This is a genomic window from Sphingomonas phyllosphaerae (assembly GCF_029623345.1).
Lineage (GTDB): Bacteria > Pseudomonadota > Alphaproteobacteria > Sphingomonadales > Sphingomonadaceae > Sphingomonas > Sphingomonas phyllosphaerae_C.
The window spans coordinates 228,624-244,363 of sequence record NZ_JAPYKH010000001.1 but is presented as its reverse complement, the minus strand read 5'-3'; the positions used below and the strand labels follow the sequence as shown (position 1 = coordinate 244,363).

The 15,740-nt window shown below is 69.4% G+C and carries 14 protein-coding genes; 8 read left to right on the top strand and 6 right to left on the bottom strand.

Going from position 1 to position 15,740, the window contains the following annotated elements; translation table 11 throughout:
* Positions 1 to 23: 23 nt before the first annotated feature.
* The 4 genes from QBJ89_RS01060 to alaS form a co-directional block, all read right to left on the bottom strand.
* Complete coding sequence (locus QBJ89_RS01060) at positions 24 to 671, bottom strand: methyl-accepting chemotaxis protein (protein ID WP_277978687.1); 648 nt, start codon at positions 669 to 671, stop codon at positions 24 to 26.
* A gap of 69 nt (positions 672 to 740) precedes the next feature.
* The gene (locus QBJ89_RS01055) at positions 741 to 1,811 is read right to left on the bottom strand and encodes a catalase family protein (RefSeq protein ID WP_277978686.1); all 1,071 of its coding nucleotides are present in this window, start codon (positions 1,809 to 1,811) and stop codon (positions 741 to 743) included.
* 69 nt (positions 1,812 to 1,880) lie between these two features.
* Positions 1,881 to 3,917 carry an alpha/beta hydrolase family protein gene (locus QBJ89_RS01050; protein WP_277978685.1) on the bottom strand — a complete coding sequence of 679 codons (2,037 nt, stop codon included), beginning with the start codon at positions 3,915 to 3,917 and terminating at the stop codon, positions 1,881 to 1,883.
* Positions 3,918 to 4,219: 302 nt separating this feature from the next.
* Positions 4,220 to 6,898, bottom strand: a complete 2,679-nt coding sequence (alaS, locus tag QBJ89_RS01045; RefSeq protein WP_277978684.1) for an alanine--tRNA ligase — start codon at positions 6,896 to 6,898, stop codon at positions 4,220 to 4,222.
* Positions 6,899 to 7,058: 160 nt separating this feature from the next.
* On the opposite strand from alaS, the gene QBJ89_RS01040 reads away from it, so the two are divergent.
* Positions 7,059 to 7,805, top strand: coding sequence for a PEPxxWA-CTERM sorting domain-containing protein (locus tag QBJ89_RS01040; protein WP_277978683.1), 747 nt, complete (start codon positions 7,059 to 7,061; stop codon positions 7,803 to 7,805).
* A gap of 4 nt (positions 7,806 to 7,809) precedes the next feature.
* Here the strand turns inward: QBJ89_RS01040 and QBJ89_RS01035 are convergent, their stop codons facing one another.
* Positions 7,810 to 9,093, bottom strand: coding sequence for a M24 family metallopeptidase (locus tag QBJ89_RS01035; RefSeq protein ID WP_277978682.1), 1,284 nt, complete (start codon positions 9,091 to 9,093; stop codon positions 7,810 to 7,812).
* Positions 9,094 to 9,166: 73 nt separating this feature from the next.
* Here QBJ89_RS01035 and QBJ89_RS01030 point away from each other — a divergent pair, with 73 nt between their 5' ends.
* Complete coding sequence (locus QBJ89_RS01030) at positions 9,167 to 10,489, top strand: dicarboxylate/amino acid:cation symporter (protein WP_277978681.1); 1,323 nt, start codon at positions 9,167 to 9,169, stop codon at positions 10,487 to 10,489.
* A 51-nt stretch (positions 10,490 to 10,540) separates the two neighbouring features.
* The gene (locus tag QBJ89_RS01025) at positions 10,541 to 10,891 is read left to right on the top strand and encodes a DUF3147 family protein (protein WP_277978680.1); all 351 of its coding nucleotides are present in this window, start codon (positions 10,541 to 10,543) and stop codon (positions 10,889 to 10,891) included.
* Positions 10,892 to 10,901: 10 nt separating this feature from the next.
* Here QBJ89_RS01025 and QBJ89_RS01020 read toward each other — a convergent pair whose 3' ends face one another.
* Complete coding sequence (locus QBJ89_RS01020) at positions 10,902 to 12,410, bottom strand: YifB family Mg chelatase-like AAA ATPase (protein ID WP_277978679.1); 1,509 nt, start codon at positions 12,408 to 12,410, stop codon at positions 10,902 to 10,904.
* Positions 12,411 to 12,599: 189 nt separating this feature from the next.
* Between QBJ89_RS01020 and rpmH the strand changes: the two genes are divergently transcribed.
* From rpmH to yihA, 5 genes are read left to right on the top strand one after another with little or no spacing between them, the layout of a single operon-like run.
* Positions 12,600 to 12,734: a 50S ribosomal protein L34 gene (rpmH, locus tag QBJ89_RS01015; protein ID WP_076743215.1), complete on the top strand. Its 135-nt coding sequence runs from the start codon at positions 12,600 to 12,602 to the stop codon at positions 12,732 to 12,734.
* Positions 12,735 to 12,778: 44 nt separating this feature from the next.
* Positions 12,779 to 13,096 (top strand): ribonuclease P protein component, encoded by a 318-nt coding sequence (gene rnpA / locus QBJ89_RS01010; RefSeq protein WP_277978678.1) that lies wholly within the window; start codon positions 12,779 to 12,781, stop codon positions 13,094 to 13,096.
* Complete coding sequence (gene yidD, locus QBJ89_RS01005; RefSeq protein WP_132910560.1) at positions 13,093 to 13,305, top strand: membrane protein insertion efficiency factor YidD; 213 nt, start codon at positions 13,093 to 13,095, stop codon at positions 13,303 to 13,305. The genes rnpA and yidD overlap by 4 nt, the downstream gene beginning before the upstream one ends.
* 18 nt (positions 13,306 to 13,323) lie before the next feature.
* Complete coding sequence (yidC, locus tag QBJ89_RS01000; protein WP_277978677.1) at positions 13,324 to 15,027, top strand: membrane protein insertase YidC; 1,704 nt, start codon at positions 13,324 to 13,326, stop codon at positions 15,025 to 15,027.
* On the top strand, positions 15,024 to 15,674 hold the full coding sequence (gene yihA, locus QBJ89_RS00995) for a ribosome biogenesis GTP-binding protein YihA/YsxC (protein WP_277978676.1): 651 nt from the start codon (positions 15,024 to 15,026) through the stop codon (positions 15,672 to 15,674). Before yidC ends, yihA begins: the two co-directional genes overlap by 4 nt.
* Positions 15,675 to 15,740 lie beyond the last annotated feature (66 nt).

The window sequence follows — 15,740 nt, the reverse complement described above, 5'->3', positions numbered from 1 at the left end:
GCGCTCGGCGGGCTCGCGCTGCGCTACGCCGCGATCATCTGCCGCGCGCGCAGCGTCGCGGCCTGCGTATCGCCCGCCAGTTTCTTCACCTCTGCCGCGACCACCGCGAAGCCGCGCCCGGCATCGCCCGCGCGCGCCGCCTCGATCGAGGCATTGAGCGCGAGCAAATTGGTCTGCGCCGCGATGCCCGCGATCGCGTCGACCACGCCGGCGAGCTGCTCGACCAGCGTCGCCATCTTCCCGCGGTCGACTTCGGCTTCGCCGCGGTAGCGCACGCTCTCGCGCAGGCGCAGCTCGACCTCGTCGGCGAGGTTGACCTCGGCGGTGACGTCGCTGGCGAACTTGACGATGCGCTCGACGGTGCCGTCCTCCCCCGTGATCGGGGTGTAGACCGCCCGCAGCCATACCGCGCTGCCGTCACGTGCGACGCGCTCGAACAATCCGCTCTGATGCTTGCCCTCCGCCAGCGCGCGCCAGAGCGCGGCATAGTCGGAAGAAGCGGCGAAGGCGGGCGGGCACAGAGTGCGATGGTGCCGCCCCTCCACCTCGCGCGCGGCATAGCCCATCGCCGTGAGGAAGCGTTCGTTGACCCAGGTGATCGTGCCGTCGGGCGTGAACTCGATCACCAGCTGCGATCGCTTGATCGCGTCCCACAACGGTCCCTCGCGCACACGCTTTCCCCACTCGCCTGAGGAAAGACGCTAATTGCTCGAGGTTAATGAGACGCTACCGACCCGCGCTCAGGCCGGCTCGTGGATCGGGCAGCCGTTGGCCCGCGCGCGAAAGTCGGCCGAATGCCGATAGGTGTCGCGGCGCGCGCGGTTGATGTTGCCCAGCGGCTGATGCGCAGCGAGTCCGGTCCAGACGCTGAAGCGCATCTGCTCGTTGACCAGCTCGACTCGCGCCGCATCCCAGCTGTCCTGCGCCTTCGTGCGGATCACGCCCACACGGTGAAACGGCGCCTCCTCCTCGTCCCACTCGACCGTGGGATCCTCGATCGGCTGATGCACCCCGTCGCGCGCTAGCTGAACGCGGAACTCCCACTCGCCGTCGGTCTCGCGCAGGTCCTCCTGCACGGTGCGGCGGATCGCGTCGCGCTCGCCGTCGGTGTCGATGATATCGCCCTTGCGCGCACGCAGCCCCGGCGCGATCGGCCGGAGGCTGAACTTGGCGACATGATCGCCGTAGCGGAACGGCGTCACGCTGTAATAGGTCTCGCCGACCGGATCGACGTTGGGCGCGCCGACGAGCGAGTTGATCGCCGGGCTCTCGATGCCGACCGCGCCGAACGCGCTGCGCACCCCGCGCAGCACTGCCGACAGCGCCTTCTTGCCGCCCTCGATCGCATCGGTGGTTGGCGCGAGCAGCTTGAGGCTGCCGAGGAACTTGTCCGCGTCCTTGGCCTGGAAGACCTTGCCGTTGACCATCACGAAGTCCTGCGTGCGTCCCTCGGCGCCGGGCAACCGCTCGCCGTCGACGTCGAACACCTTGATCGCCAGCCCACGCGGCAGCGAGATGGCGTCGTCGAGGATGTCGCCGGGATTGGTCGAGAGCCGCATCATCACGCGGTGCTCTCCCGGCGTGGCGAACAGCCCCTGCGCCAGCTCGGGCGGCAGGTCGGCATCGATCGTCAGCGTCCCCTCGAGCACGCCATGTGCCTTGGCGTGGACGGCGCGCACGGCATGCCCGTAATCCTCGTGCGTGGTCTCGAGGATCCGGTCGAACGTCGCGTTGAGCTGCGCGATCGTCTCCGCCTCGTCGGGCTTCAGCTGCTCGAGTTCGGGTCGGTAGCGGATCGGGGCAGCGTACATCGTCGGCTCTCCTGGGCAGGTGCGCCTACCAACCCAGGTTAGCCCGGCGCGTTCCGCCGCCAGCCTGTCTCACTGTCCCGCGCGCCCAGTCCAGCGGTTCATCCAGCCGATCACCTCGCGGTACCATTGGCGCGAGTCCTTGGGCTTGAGCACCCAATGGTTCTCGGCGGGGAAGACGAGCAGCCGCGAGGGGACGTCGCGCCGCTGCAACGCGGTGAACGCCGCGAGCCCCTGCGTATAGGGAATGCGGAAGTCCTTCTCGCCGGTGATCACCAGCTGCGGCGTTTTCCAGCGATCGACATAATTGACCGGGTTCCACTTCTCGAACACCTGCGGGTCCTCGAAATAGGCCTTGCCGCCATGTTCCCACTCGTCGAACCACAGTTCCTCGGTCTCATACGCCATGGCGCGCGCGTCGAAAACGCCGTCGTGCTGGACGATGCACTTGAAGCGATCGGGCCAGCGCCCCTCGATCCAGTTCATCATATAGCCGCCGTAGCTCGCGCCCAGCGCGCAGGCGTTACCGCCGTCAATCCAGTCGAACCTCGCGGTCGCCGCGGCGAGGCCCTTCTGCAGGTCCTCGAGCGGCCAGCCGCCCCAATTGTTGCGGATCGCGTCGGTGAAGGCCTGGCCGTAGCCGGTGGAGCCGTGGAAATCGACCGCCACCAGCGCGTAACCCGCGCCCGCGAACACCGCCGGGTTCCAGCGATACGACCAACTGTTGTTGCTCGACCCCTGCGGCCCGCCGTGGACCATATAGGCGATCGGCAGCTTGCCGGAACTGCCTGCCGGCCGCACCGCATAGCCCCACACGGTGTCGTCGTTGGCGCCCTTGAAGCTGAACCGCTCGACCGCCGGCATGTCGATGCCCGCCAGCTTGGCGGCGTTGACGCTGGTGAGCCGCTGCGCCGCGCGACCCGGCGCCACGCGATAGAAGTCGTCGGGCGCGGTGAGGCTGTTCATCGCTACCACCGCGCCGCGCGCGCCGACCGCCACCGCGGCGACGTTGCCCTGCTGGGTAAGCCGGGTGACCTGCCCGCTCGCGGCATCGACGCGCCACAAAGGGTTTTCCTGCGTGTCCTCGGCGGTGACGTAGAGCGAGCGCGAGTCGGGGGCCCAGCGCAGCGATCCGACCGAGCGGTCCCAGCGCTCGGTCAGCGAGGTCGAGCGCCCGGTGGCGATGTCGCGCAGCGTGAGCACGTAGCGATCGGCCTCGTAGCCGGGCCGCCGCATCGCGAGATAGGCGAGCGTGCGGCCGTCGGGCGAGACGCTCGGCTGGGTGTCGGTGGCGCGGTTGGCGGCGGTGAGATTGGTCGGCGCCGCACTGGCGTCAGCGGGCACCTGGAAGATGTCGAGGTTGGTCGACAGAGGCTCGATCCGCCCTGCCTCGCGCAGCGCGAGATACAGCGTGCGGCCGTCCGGGCTCCAGCTCACTTCCTCGCCACCGCCGAACGGCTTGGACGGTGTGTCGCCGACCAGCCCGCCCATCACCGATCGCCCGTTGCCGCGCGCGCCCTGCGCAGTGAGCGGCAGCACGAACAGCTGCGAGCGGGTGCCGTCTGCCCAGGTGTCCCAGTGGCGCACGAACAGCTGGTCATAGGTGCGGCCCGCGCCGGCGTCGGCGCGGCGCTTCACCATCGGCAGCTCGAGCGAGGGCGCGCGGGGATTGCGGTCGGCCCAGACCACGAGCTTGTCGCCGGTGGGGGCGACCTTGAAGCCGCCGAAGCCGCCCTTGAAGTCGGTGAGCCGGCGCGGGCTGCCGCCGGTCACGGGTACCGACCAGATCGCGTCGTCGGCGCTAAAATAGACGGTGGTGCCGACGATCTGCGGGTCGTTCTCGTCGAGCTTGGGGTCGGCGGCCAGCTTCTCGGGTGCGGCGCCGACGCGGGTCAGATCGAGCCGCCACAGATCGTAGCGGCCGCGGTCAGCGTCGAGGTCGGTCTCGCGCTGCGCCCAGACGAGCCAGTGGCCGTCGGCGGACATCGCTGGCGCGCCGACCCGGCTGAGCATCGTGACGTCGTCGATGGTGAGCTGGCGCGCGGCGGCCGGAGTGGCGAGCGCGGCGACGGCGAGCGCGAGCAGACTCGCGGCGGAGGTGCGGTTCATCGCGCGACGATACAGCAGAAGGTGACGGCTGAGACAATGCGGACGGTGGCGCCGAAGGTCGAGCGGGACACCTTCGACTCTTCTCCACCGCCCCGGCGAACGCCGAGGTCCAGGTGGGTGACGTCGCGTGCAGCCACTTCGTCCATCCCAACTGAACCCGGCTTGCGCAGGGGTGGCAGCTCAGGTGAGGAGCAGCTCACCTCCGATCAAAGCGCCGTGCTCCTGCGCGCGCAGGAGCCCAGATGCGGCAGGCGAGGCGCTCACGGCGCTGGGTTCCTGCGTTCGCAGGAACACGACCACCCTCACGCCTCGACCGTCGCCCCTTCCAGCGCCGCACGGATCGCCGTGAGCGCCGCGGCGGCCTGCGATCCGTCCGGTCCGCCGCCCTGCGCCATGTCCGGGCGACCGCCGCCGCCCTGCCCGCCCAGCGCGGCGACGGCGCGGCGCAGCAGCTCGACCGCATTGAAGCGCGCGACCAGATCCTCGGTCACCCCGACCGCGACCGAGGCGCGCCCGTCATTGACCGCGATCACCGCCGCCACGCCCGAGCCGAGGCGCTGCTTGGCCTCGTCGACCGCGCCGCGCAGCCCCTTGGCGTCGAAGCCGTCGAGCACCTGCCCGACGAACGCGACGTCGCCGACCTGCTCCGGTCCGGCGGGCGCGCCGCCACTGCCGCCGCCGAGCGCGAGCGCCTTCTTCGCCTCGGCCAGCTCGCGCTCGAGCCGGCGCCGCTCGTCGAGCAGCGCAGTGACTCGCGCGGGCACCTCGTCGGGCGTGGTGCGCAACGACGCCGCCACCGCTCGCAGCGTCTCGTCACGCGCGCTCAGGTAAGCGCGCGCCGCCTCGCCGGTCAGCGCCTCGACGCGACGCACGCCGCTCGACACCGCGCTCTCGCCGACGATCTTCAACAGGCCGATGTCACCAAGCGCGCCGACGTGCGTGCCGCCGCACAGTTCGATCGAATAGGTCGCGCCGTCCGCCTCGCGGCCCATCGACACGACGCGAACCTCGTCGCCGTATTTCTCGCCGAACAATGCCATCGCGCCCATCGCGATCGCATCGTCAGGCGTCATCAGCCGTGTCTCGACCGCGCCGTTGCCGCGGATCTGCGCGTTGACCGCCGCCTCGGCGTCGGCGAGCTCGGTCGGCGTCATCGCGCTGGAGTGCGACACGTCGAAGCGCAGTCGCTCGGGCGCGACCAGCGAGCCCTTCTGCGCCACATGCGTGCCGAGCCGCTGGCGCAGCGCCTCGTGCAGCAGGTGGGTAGCGGAGTGATTGGCGCGGATCGCGCCGCGTCGCGCGTGATCGACCGTCAGCCGCACCGTATCGCCGACCGCCAGCTCGCCGGCGTCGAGCGTGGCGTGATGGACCCAGAGCTTGCCAAGCTGCTTCGACGTGTCGGTGACTCGCGCGCTGGTGCCCGCGTCGGTCGCGAGCGTGCCCGCGTCACCGACCTGTCCGCCGCTCTCGCCGTAGAAGGGCGTCTGATTGACGATCACGTCGACCTGGTCGCCCGCGGCGGCGCGCTCGACCCGTACGCCGTCCTTTACCAGTGCGAGCACAACGCCCTCGCCGCTCTCGCTGGCATAGCCGGTGAACTCGGTCGCGCCGAACTGGTCGGCGAGGTCGAACCACAGTTCGTCGGAGGCCTTGGCGCCCGACCCCTTCCACGCCGCCCGAGCGGCGCGCTTCTGTTCGGCCATCGCCGCGTCGAAGCCGGCGCGGTCGACGCGATAACCCTGCGCCCGCAGCGCATCCTCGGTGAGATCGTAGGGAAAGCCGAACGTGTCGTAGAGCTTGAACGCGGTCTCGCCCGCCAGCGTGTCGCCCGGCCGCATTCCGCCGGTGGCGTCGTCGAGCAGGCGCAGGCCCTTCTCGAGCGTCTGGCGGAAGCGCGTCTCCTCCTGCTGCAGCGTCGCCTCGATCAGCGGCTGCGCGCGCACCAGCTCGGGATAGGCCGCCCCCATCTCGGCGACGAGCGCTGGCACCAGCCGGTGCATCAGCGGTTCCTTGGCACCAAGCAGATGGGCGTGGCGCATCGCGCGGCGCATGATCCGGCGCAGCACATAGCCGCGGCCCTCGTTCGCGGGCAGCACGCCATCGGCGACGAGGAAGCCCGAGCAGCGCAGGTGATCGGCGATGACGCGGTGGCTCGCCTGATTGTCGCCGGTGGTGGCGGTGTGGGTCAGCGCGCCCGAAGCGGCGATCAGCGCCTTGAAGGTATCGGTGTCGTAATTGTCGTGGACGCCCTGCATCACCGCGGCGACGCGCTCGAGCCCCATGCCGGTGTCGATCGACGGGCGCGGCAGGTCGCCGACGATCGCGTCTGCCTCCTGCACGAACTGCATGAAGACGAGATTCCAGATCTCGACGAAGCGGTCGCCGTCCTCGTCCGGCGATCCCGGCGGGCCGCCGGGAATGTGGTCGCCGTGGTCGTAGAAGATCTCGGAGCACGGCCCGCACGGCCCGTCCGATCCCATCGCCCAGAAATTATCCTTGGTGGGGATGCGGATGATGCGGTGATCGGGCAGGCCCGCGATCTTCTTCCACAGATCGAACGCCTGATCGTCGGTGTGGAAGACGGTGGCGGTCAGCTTGTCGGCCGGGAGCCCCCATTCCTTCGTCAGCAGCGTCCACGCGTGCGTGATCGCCTGCTCCTTGAAATAATCGCCGAACGAGAAATTGCCGAGCATTTCAAAGAAGGTGTGGTGTCGCGCGGTATAGCCGACATTGTCGAGGTCATTGTGCTTGCCGCCGGCGCGGACGCATTTCTGCGCGCTCGTCGCGGTGGTGTAAGGCCGCGTCTCCAGCCCGGTGAAAACGTTCTTGAACGGCACCATGCCCGCATTGACGAACATCAGCGTCGGGTCGTTTTGCGGCACCAGCGGCGCCGAGGGAACGATGCGATGCCCGTTTCCGCCGAAATAATCGAGGAACGAGCGGCGAAGATCGTTGGTCGAGGTGGTGCTGGTCGAGCTCATGGCGAGGTGACTTAATCGCCGATGGCGGCGCTGCCTAGCCTCAGGCGTTGCAAAGCGGCAACGGTCACGCCCTATCCCGCTTTGGGACGAATGCCGCCTCTTTGTGAAATTAAGGTTAACCGGTAGATGCCGCTCCACAGGAGCAGGGGGATTGCACGACATGAACGTTCGGAAGTGGCTTCTCGCCGCAGCAGCCGGTGCTGTGCTCGCGCCGCTGAGCGCGACGGCGGCGACGATCGTCCAATATGATTCCGAGTCGATCATGCTCGGCATGCCGGGCTTCGATTCCGCTCTGGGCACGCTGAACAAGGTGACGCTCGACGTCAGCGTCCTCAAATATCGTGTCTGGATCCTCACCGCCCCGTCCGGCTCGCTCACGGGCAGCACTGCGTCGGTCGGCTGGACCGTCAACAGCAGCTGGGGTCTCGGCGGCAGCAACTTCGGCACGCCGGGCCTCAGCGTCGCGATCACCGGTGCGGGCAGCAGCGACGTGACCTTCCGCTCCGGGCCCTCCTCCGACTTCGGCTACTTCCAGGTCAGCGCGAGCGGCGCGGGCTCCACCACCTTCGATCCGGCATCGTTCGTGAGCGACCGCCGCGTCTATTTCAACGGCTTCGACAACGGCTTCTACGGCGATCCGGCGGGTACGGCGTTCACCAACCTCCCCGTCAACGTTCGGCCGATCCCCGCCTCCGGCGCCTGCCGGCTCGGGAGTGACGGGCCGCTGCCGCCGTTCAACGACGACGATATGTGCGGAACGGTGCGCTACACGCTCACCTACGACTATACGCCGTTCGGTGCCGCGGTACCCGAACCGGCGACCTGGGCGATGATGGTGCTCGGCTTCGGTCTCGCGGGCGCCGCGATCCGTCGCCGCCGCGCCGCCGGCGCGCCGGCCACCGCCTGACGCCTCAGACGGGCCGCTCGATCGATTCGGGCGGCTCGCTGAACCAGCGCGGGCCGTCCGCGGTGACGTGGAAGCAATCCTCCAGCCGCACGCCGAACTTGCCGGGCAGGTACAGGCCGGGCTCGTCCGAGAAGCACATGCCTGGCGCGAGCCGGGTGGTCTCGCCGCGGACGAGGTTGACCGGCTCGTGCCCGTCCATGCCGATGCCGTGCCCAGTGCGATGCGACAGACCGGGAAGGCGGTAGCCCGGGCCGTAGCCGAGCGGCTCGTAATAGCCGCGCACCGCGTCGTCGACCGTGCCCGCCGCGACGCCCACCCGCGCGGTACGAAACGCGAGCGCCTGCGCCGCCTTCACCTGATCCCACATGCGCCGCTGCTCGGCCGAGGCGCTGCCGTGCACCCAGGTGCGCGACACGTCCGACTGATAGCCCTGGACGGTGCAGCCACAATCCATCAGCACCACCTGTCCGGCGGCCACCCGGATCACCTCGCGGCTGCCGTGTGGCAGCGCGGCGGCGGGGCCGATCAGCGCCAGGGCAAACTCGGGTTCGCCGCCGAGCCTCTCGGTTGCGGCGCTCATCAGCGCGCCAATCTGCTGTCCGGTCATGCCCTTCTCGACCCGCGGATAGGTCCAGCGATAGGCCGCTAGCGTCACCTCGGTGGCGCGCTGCATCAGCGCGATCTCGGCCGCGGTCTTGATCATGCGGCAGCCGCGCACGACCGGGTTGGCGCTGACCAGCCGCGCGCCCGGCAGGGTGCGCGCCAGACCGGCGTAGACGAAATAGCGCACGCTCTCCTCGACGCCCACCGGGCGCGCCGCCAGCCCGCGGTCGCGCAGGAAGCCGGCGACCGTCGCGAGCGGGTCTTGGTCCTCCTGCCACACCCTTACCTCGGCCGGCACTGCCAGCGTCTGGCGTACTGATGGTTCCTCGAAGAAGGGCGTGACGACACAAGGCTCGCCCTCCACCGGCAGGATCGCCGCGGTGAGCCGCTCGCTGCGCCCCCAGCGCACACCAGTGAAATAGATCAGGCTCGATCCCGGCTCGACCAGCACCGCACCGATCCCGTGCGCGCGCATCAGCGCCTGCGCCCGCTCCAGCCGCGTTGCGCGCTCGGCGGCGTCGATCGGGTGCGCGTCCGCGGTGAGGTCAGCAAGCGCGGCGAGATCGGGCGCCGCGGCGCGCACCACCGCGGCGGCGGCCGACACGGTGCCCGTCCCGGCGAGCAGCGCGGCACCGCCCGTCAGCACGTCTCGTCGGGCGGGGCGATAAGGGCTTCGCGTCGTCATGTGCCGGCACTAGGGCGCTTGACCGAGTGCTCGCAATCCCCTTCCCTCGCGCGCGCATCAACCGGAGCGACGAATGGCCAAACGGCTGACCCTCTATATCCTCGTCGGGCTCGCGCTCGGCCTCGTGCTGGGCCTCGTGCTCAACGTGTGGCTCGACGATGGCACGCCTGCCGGGGCGACGCGCGCCACCGAGGTCGCCGGTTATTTCTCGATCGTCACCACGTTGTTCCTGCGGCTGATCAAGATGATCATCGCGCCGCTGGTGTTCGCGACGCTCGTGTCGGGCATCGCGCAGATGGGCGACACGCGCGCGCTCGGCCGGATCGGCGCCCGCAGCCTCGCCTGGTTCCTCTCGGCCAGCCTGCTGTCGCTCACGCTCGGGCTGATCATGGTCAACCTGCTCAAACCCGGCGTCGGCGTGGGTCTCGCGCTGCCGGCCGCGAGCGGGACGAGCGGGCTCGAGACTGCGGCGTTCAACCTCAAGGACTTTTTCACCCATATCGTGCCGTCCTCGATGGTCGATGCGATGGCGAAGAACGAGATCCTGCAGATCGTCGTGATGTCGGTCTTCGTCGGCGTCGCGATTACCGCGGTGGGCGAGAAGGCGGCGCCCTTGGTTCGCGCGATCGACGCGCTCGTCCATGTCATGCTGCAGGTGACCGACTATGTCATGCGTGTCGCCCCGCTCGCCGTCTTCGCCGCGGTCGCTGGCACGCTGACCGAGCGCGGGCCCGACGTGATCGGCCAACTCGCCTATTTCATGGGCAGCTTCTATCTCACGCTGCTGGTGCTGTGGGCGGCGCTGCTCGGCATCGGCTTCCTGTTCCTGGGTCCGCGCATCGGCGCGCTGATCCGCCACGTGCGTGAGCCGCTGCTGGTGGCCTTCTCCACCGCTTCCTCGGAGGCAGCCTATCCGCGCATGCTCGAGGCGCTCGACCGCTTCGGGGTACCGCCGCGGATCGCCAGCTTCGTGCTGCCGCTGGGCTATTCGTTCAACCTCGACGGCTCGATGATCTACATGACGTTCGCGTCGCTGTTCATCGCCCAGGCCTATGGCATCGACATGTCGCTGGGACAGATGGTGACGATGCTGCTGGTGCTGATGGTCACCAGCAAGGGCATCGCCGGCGTGCCGCGCGCCAGCCTGGTGGTGATCGCGGCGACGCTGCCGATGTTCAAGCTACCCGAGGCGGGGCTGCTGCTGATCCTCGCGATCGATCACTTCCTCGACATGGGCCGCACCGCCACCAACGTGATCGGCAACGCGGTGGCGAGCGCGGTGATCGCCAAATGGGAAGGCGGCTTCGACCCGCCCGAGCCGATCGCGATCGAGCCGGCGCGCGCGCCCGCGGGCGACGGACCCGCGCGGCCGGTCGAGCGGTTCGGCGACGTGTAAGCGGACTGGGCAAATCCTGCTGACCTGAGCACCGCCGGTAAGGCATCGACCATGCTGCAGCTCGCCATCAAGGCCGCCGTGTCGGGGATCGTGATCGCGCTCGCCTCCACCGTGGCCAAACGCTACCCCACCGCGGGTGCGCTGATCGCCTCCCTGCCCCTCGTCTCGGTGGTCGGCATGATATGGCTGTGGAGCGAGAAGCCCGACCGTACGACGATGGCGGCGCATGCTGCGGCAACCTTCTGGTACGTCTTACCATCGCTGCCGATGTTCCTACTCATCCCCACCCTGCTGCGACACGGCGTCGGCTTTTGGCCAGCGCTGGCTAGCGGCTGCGTCCTCACGGTGGCGCTTTATCTCGTAATGACCTGGTCGCTGGCGCGGCTTGGACTACCGCTATAAGGCGCGCGGTTCAGAAGACTGTCCCCCGCCGCCGGTAGCTCAGCGCCTCGCCGACATGCGCGCGGCGGACCGTCTCGGAGCCGGCCAGATCGGCGATCGTTCGGCTCGTCCGCAGCACGCGGGTGTAGCCCCGGGCGGACAGCCGCAGCGTCGTCGCGGCCTCGACGAGCAGCGCGCGTCCGGCGTCGTCGGGCGTGGCGAAGCGATCGAGCAGGTCGCCGTCGAGCTCGGCATTGGTGCGCAGCCCGGTGCCGGCGAGCCGCTCGCGCTGCACCTCGCGCGCGGCGGCGACGCGCGCGCCGACCTCAGCCGAACCCTCCGCCGCGGGCGGCAGCGCCAGCTCGAGCGCGGTCAGCGCCGCCACCTCGACGTGGAGGTCGATGCGGTCGAGCAGCGGGCCGGAGACCCGCGCCTGATAATCGACGGCGCAGCGCGGCGCGCGCCCGCACGACAGCGCGGGATCGCCGAGATGACCGCAGCGGCACGGGTTCATCGCCGCCACCAGCTGAACCCGCGCCGGGTAGGTCACGTGCGCGTTGGCGCGCGCGATGCTGACGGTGCCGCTCTCGAGCGGCTGGCGCAGCGAGTCGAGCACCGCCCGCTGGAACTCAGGCAGCTCGTCGAGGAACAGCACGCCGTTATGCGCGAGGCTCACCTCGCCCGGACGCACGCGCAGCCCGCCGCCGGTCAGCGCCGCGATGCTCGCCGAGTGGTGCGGCGCGCGGAACGGCCGCACCCGCGTCAGCGCGCCGCCGGCAAGCGTGCCCGCGACCGACTGGACCATCGACACCTCCAGCGCCTCGGCCGAGTCGAGCGGCGGCAGGATGCCGGGCAGGCACGCCGCCATCAGCGACTTGCCCGCGCCGGGCGGACCGACGAAGAGCAGGTTGTGCGCGCCCGCCGCGGCGACCTCGAGGGCGCGCTTGGCGATCTCCTGCCCGCGCACCTGGCGCAGGTCGGGCCCGTTGCGGCGCTCGATCACCTCGCCCGGGGGCGGCGCCGCGAGCAGCTGTCGACCCTTGAGATGGTTGAGCAACGCGATGAGATCGGGCGCGGCGATCACCTCGAGCTGGCCCGCCCAGGCCGCCTCGCTGCCCTGCGCCGCGGGGCAGATCAGCCCTCTGCCCGCGGCGCCGGCGTGGAGTGCGGCGAGCAGCACGCCCGGCGACGGCGCCAGCCGCCCGTCAAGCCCGAGCTCGCCGACAACGACGTAGCGCTCCAGCGCCGCGGCCTCGACCAGCCCCATCGCGGCGAGCAGCGCCAGCGCGATCGGCAGGTCGAAGTGCGAACCTTCCTTGGGCAGGTCGGCGGGCGAGAGATTGACCGCGATGCGCTTTGGCGGGAGCGACAGGCCCATCGCGGCGATCGCGCCGCGCACGCGCTCGCGGCTCTCGCCCACCGCTTTGTCGGCGAGGCCGACGAGGTTGAAGGCGGGCAGCCCGGGGATGAGTTGCACCTGCACCTCGACGGCACGCGCCTCGAGCCCCAGATATGCCAGCGTGGAGACGATCGCGACCATGAAGCCGACGCAGACCGCGCCATGCTCCGGCTTGTCAACGTGACGGCGCCGAACCTGCTGACCCGGCGTGGCCGATCGTGTCGCTCTACCTTGCGCGCGTTGACTTTCGTGTGCCGTTCGCTTAGCGGCCACGATCGTTCGGGCCGTCCACGTGGCGGCCCTTTGCCATTCGAATTCGGGAAATGACTCATGAAGCGGACCTTTCAGCCGAGCAATCTGGTGCGCGCCCGCCGTCACGGCTTCCGCGCGCGGATGGCGACGGTCGGCGGCCGGTCGGTGATCCGGGCGCGCCGCGCGCGCGGCCGCAAGAAGCTGTCGGCGTAATCGAGCGCTCCGCCGGTCCGGAGCCGAAGGTGGCTGTGGGCCGGATGACGAAGCGGTCGGACTATCTGGCCGCTAATGCCGGGCGTCGCGCTCCGATGCCCGGCTTCGTGCTGCTGGTGAAGGCGCGCGGGGATGGTGACGCCAGCATGCGTCTCGGCATCACCGTCACCAAGAAGGTCGGCAATGCGGTGGTGCGGAACCGCATCAAGCGGCGCTTTCGCGCGCTGGCGCGTGAGGTCCTGCCGAGCCACGGGACGGAAGGCGCCGACCATGTGCTGATCGGCCGACTGGCCGCGAAGGATCGCGACTGGGCGCAGCTCGGCGCCGATCTCACCCGCGCGCTGGCGAAGACACGCAAGTGATCGCGCGCGCGCTGATCTGGGTGGCGCGCGCCTGGCAATTGGGGCCGTCGCTGGTGCTGCCGCCCTCGTGCCGCTTCCAACCATCATGTTCCGCCTATGCAATCGAGGCGCTTGGCCGCTATGGCGCGGTCAAGGGCGGGTGGCTGGCGGTGCGGCGGATCGCGCGCTGTCATCCCTGGGGCGGGCACGGCCATGATCCGGTGCCATAAGGAAAGCTTGGGACGCCTGTGAAGGACGAGAGCAAGAACTTCGTGCTGTTCGCGGTAGTGGCCGCGCTCATCCTGTTCGGATGGCCGCTGGTGCAGAACCGCTTCTTCCCGACGGCGAACCCGCCCGCGACCAAGGTCGAGCAAGGCAAGTCGCGCGCGCTGCCGCAGCCGGGCGCCGACCCGACCGCCGACTCGCCCGCCGCCTTGCGCGATCGCACGAAGGTGCTGGCGGAGAGCCCGCGCGTCCGCATCGAGACGCCCGCGCTCAAGGGCTCGATCAACCTCAAGGGCGCGCGGATCGATGATCTCGTGCTGACCCGCTACAACGAGACGGTCGCGGCCAACTCGCCGCCGATCCGGCTGTTCTCGCCGGCGGGCACGCAGGACGCGTATTTCGCCGCGTTCGGCTGGCGCGACGAGGGGTTGCGCCCGCCCGCCGCCGATGCGGTGTGGACCGCCTCGGCGCCCGTGCTCACCCCGGGCACGCCGGTGACGCTCACCGCCAGCAACGCGCAGGGCCAGCGCTTCGCGATCGAGCTGGCGGTCGACAACGACTATCTCTTCACGATCAAGCAGACCGTCGCCAACGCCGGCAGCGGCGCGGTGCCGGTCGCGGCCTATGGCCTGGTCAACCGCATCGGCGTGTCCAAGGACCCGGACAGCTGGACGATCCACACCGGGCCGATGTCGGTTAACAACGGCGCGGCGCACTATAACCCCAATTTCAAGGACCTCGCCTCGGCGCCCGCGCGCTTCACCAGCAACGGCGGCTGGCTCGGCTTCACCGATAAGTACTGGCTCGCCGCGATGGTGCCCGACCAGGGTCGCGCCTTCGACGGTCAGTTCCGCGCTGGGCCGAACCAGAGCTACCAGGCCGATTTCACCACCGCGCCGCAGCTGCTGCCGCCCGGCCGACAGCTGAGCCAGACCGCCAAGCTGTTCGCGGGTGCCAAGGAAGTGAAGCTGCTGGACCGCTACACCGACACCGGCGCGGTGACGAAGCTAGACTATGCGATCGACTGGGGCTGGTTCCGCCTCGTCGAGAAGCCGATCTTCTACTACCTCGACCTGCTGTTCCGTCTGGTCGGGAATTTCGGTGTCGCGATCATCATCCTGACGCTGACGATCCGGCTGCTCGTCTTCCCGATCGCGCAGCGCCAGTTCGCCAGCATGGCGGCGATGCGCGCGCTCCAGCCCAAGATGAAGGCGATCCAGGAGCGCTACAAGGACGACAAGCCGCGCCAGCAGCAGGAGATCATGGCGCTGTACAAGGCGGAGAAGGTCAACCCGCTGGCGGGCTGTTTGCCTACGTTCATCCAGATCCCGATCTTCTACGCGCTGTACAAGGCGCTGCTGCTGACGATCGAGATGCGTCACCAGCATTTCGTCCTCTGGATCAAGGACCTGTCCGCGCCCGATCCGGCGACGATCCTCAACCTGTTCGGCTACATCCCGATCACGCTGCCGCACTTCCTCGCCATCGGCGTGGTGCCGGTGCTGCTGGGCATTTCGATGTTCTTCCAGTTCCGGCTCAACCCGGCGCCGATGGAGGACGCGCAGAAGCAGGTGTTTGCGATTCTGCCCTGGGTGCTGATGTTCGTGATGGCGCCCTTCGCGGTCGGGCTGCAGATCTACTGGATCACCACCAACTGCATCTCGATTGCGCAGCAGAAGTGGCTCTACAGCCGCCATCCACAGCTCAAGCAGGCGGCGGCGAAGTGAGCGACGACGGCGCCGCCTTTGACGAGGAGCTGATCGAGGCGGCACGGAAGCGCTTCGCCGGGCCGGTGGAGTTCCTGAAGTCGGCGCCGGCGCTCGAGTATCTGCCGCCGGCGGAGATGCCCGAGGTAGCGTTCGCCGGCCGCTCGAACGTCGGCAAGTCGTCGCTGCTCAACGCTTTGGTCGGCCGCAAGGCGCTGGCGCGCACCTCGGTGACGCCGGGACGGACGCAGGAGCTCAACTTCTTCGACGTCGGCGACCCGGCGGTATTCCGGTTGGTCGACATGCCGGGCTACGGCTTCGCCAAGGCGCCCAAGGACGTCGTCAAGAAATGGCGCTTCCTCGTGAACGATTATCTGCGCGGGCGTCAGGCGCTGAAGCGGGCGCTGGTGCTGATCGACAGCCGCCATGGCATCAAGGAGGTCGACCGTGAGGTGCTCGCGATGCTCGACAAGGCCGCGGTGAGCTATCGCCTGGTACTCACCAAAGCGGACAAGGTGAAAGCCACCGATCTCGCGGAGGTACTGGCGCGCACCGAGGAAGAAGCGCGCAAACGCCCTGCGGCTCACCCGCAGATCCTCACGACGGCTAGCGAGACCGGAATGGGTATCGCCGAACTTCGCGCGGCCGTGATCGAGTCGATCGGCTAGGAAGAAGGGCGTGCGCGCGGGCCTGGTCGACGCGCCCGCCGTACTCCTTCGTCATTCCTGCGTAAG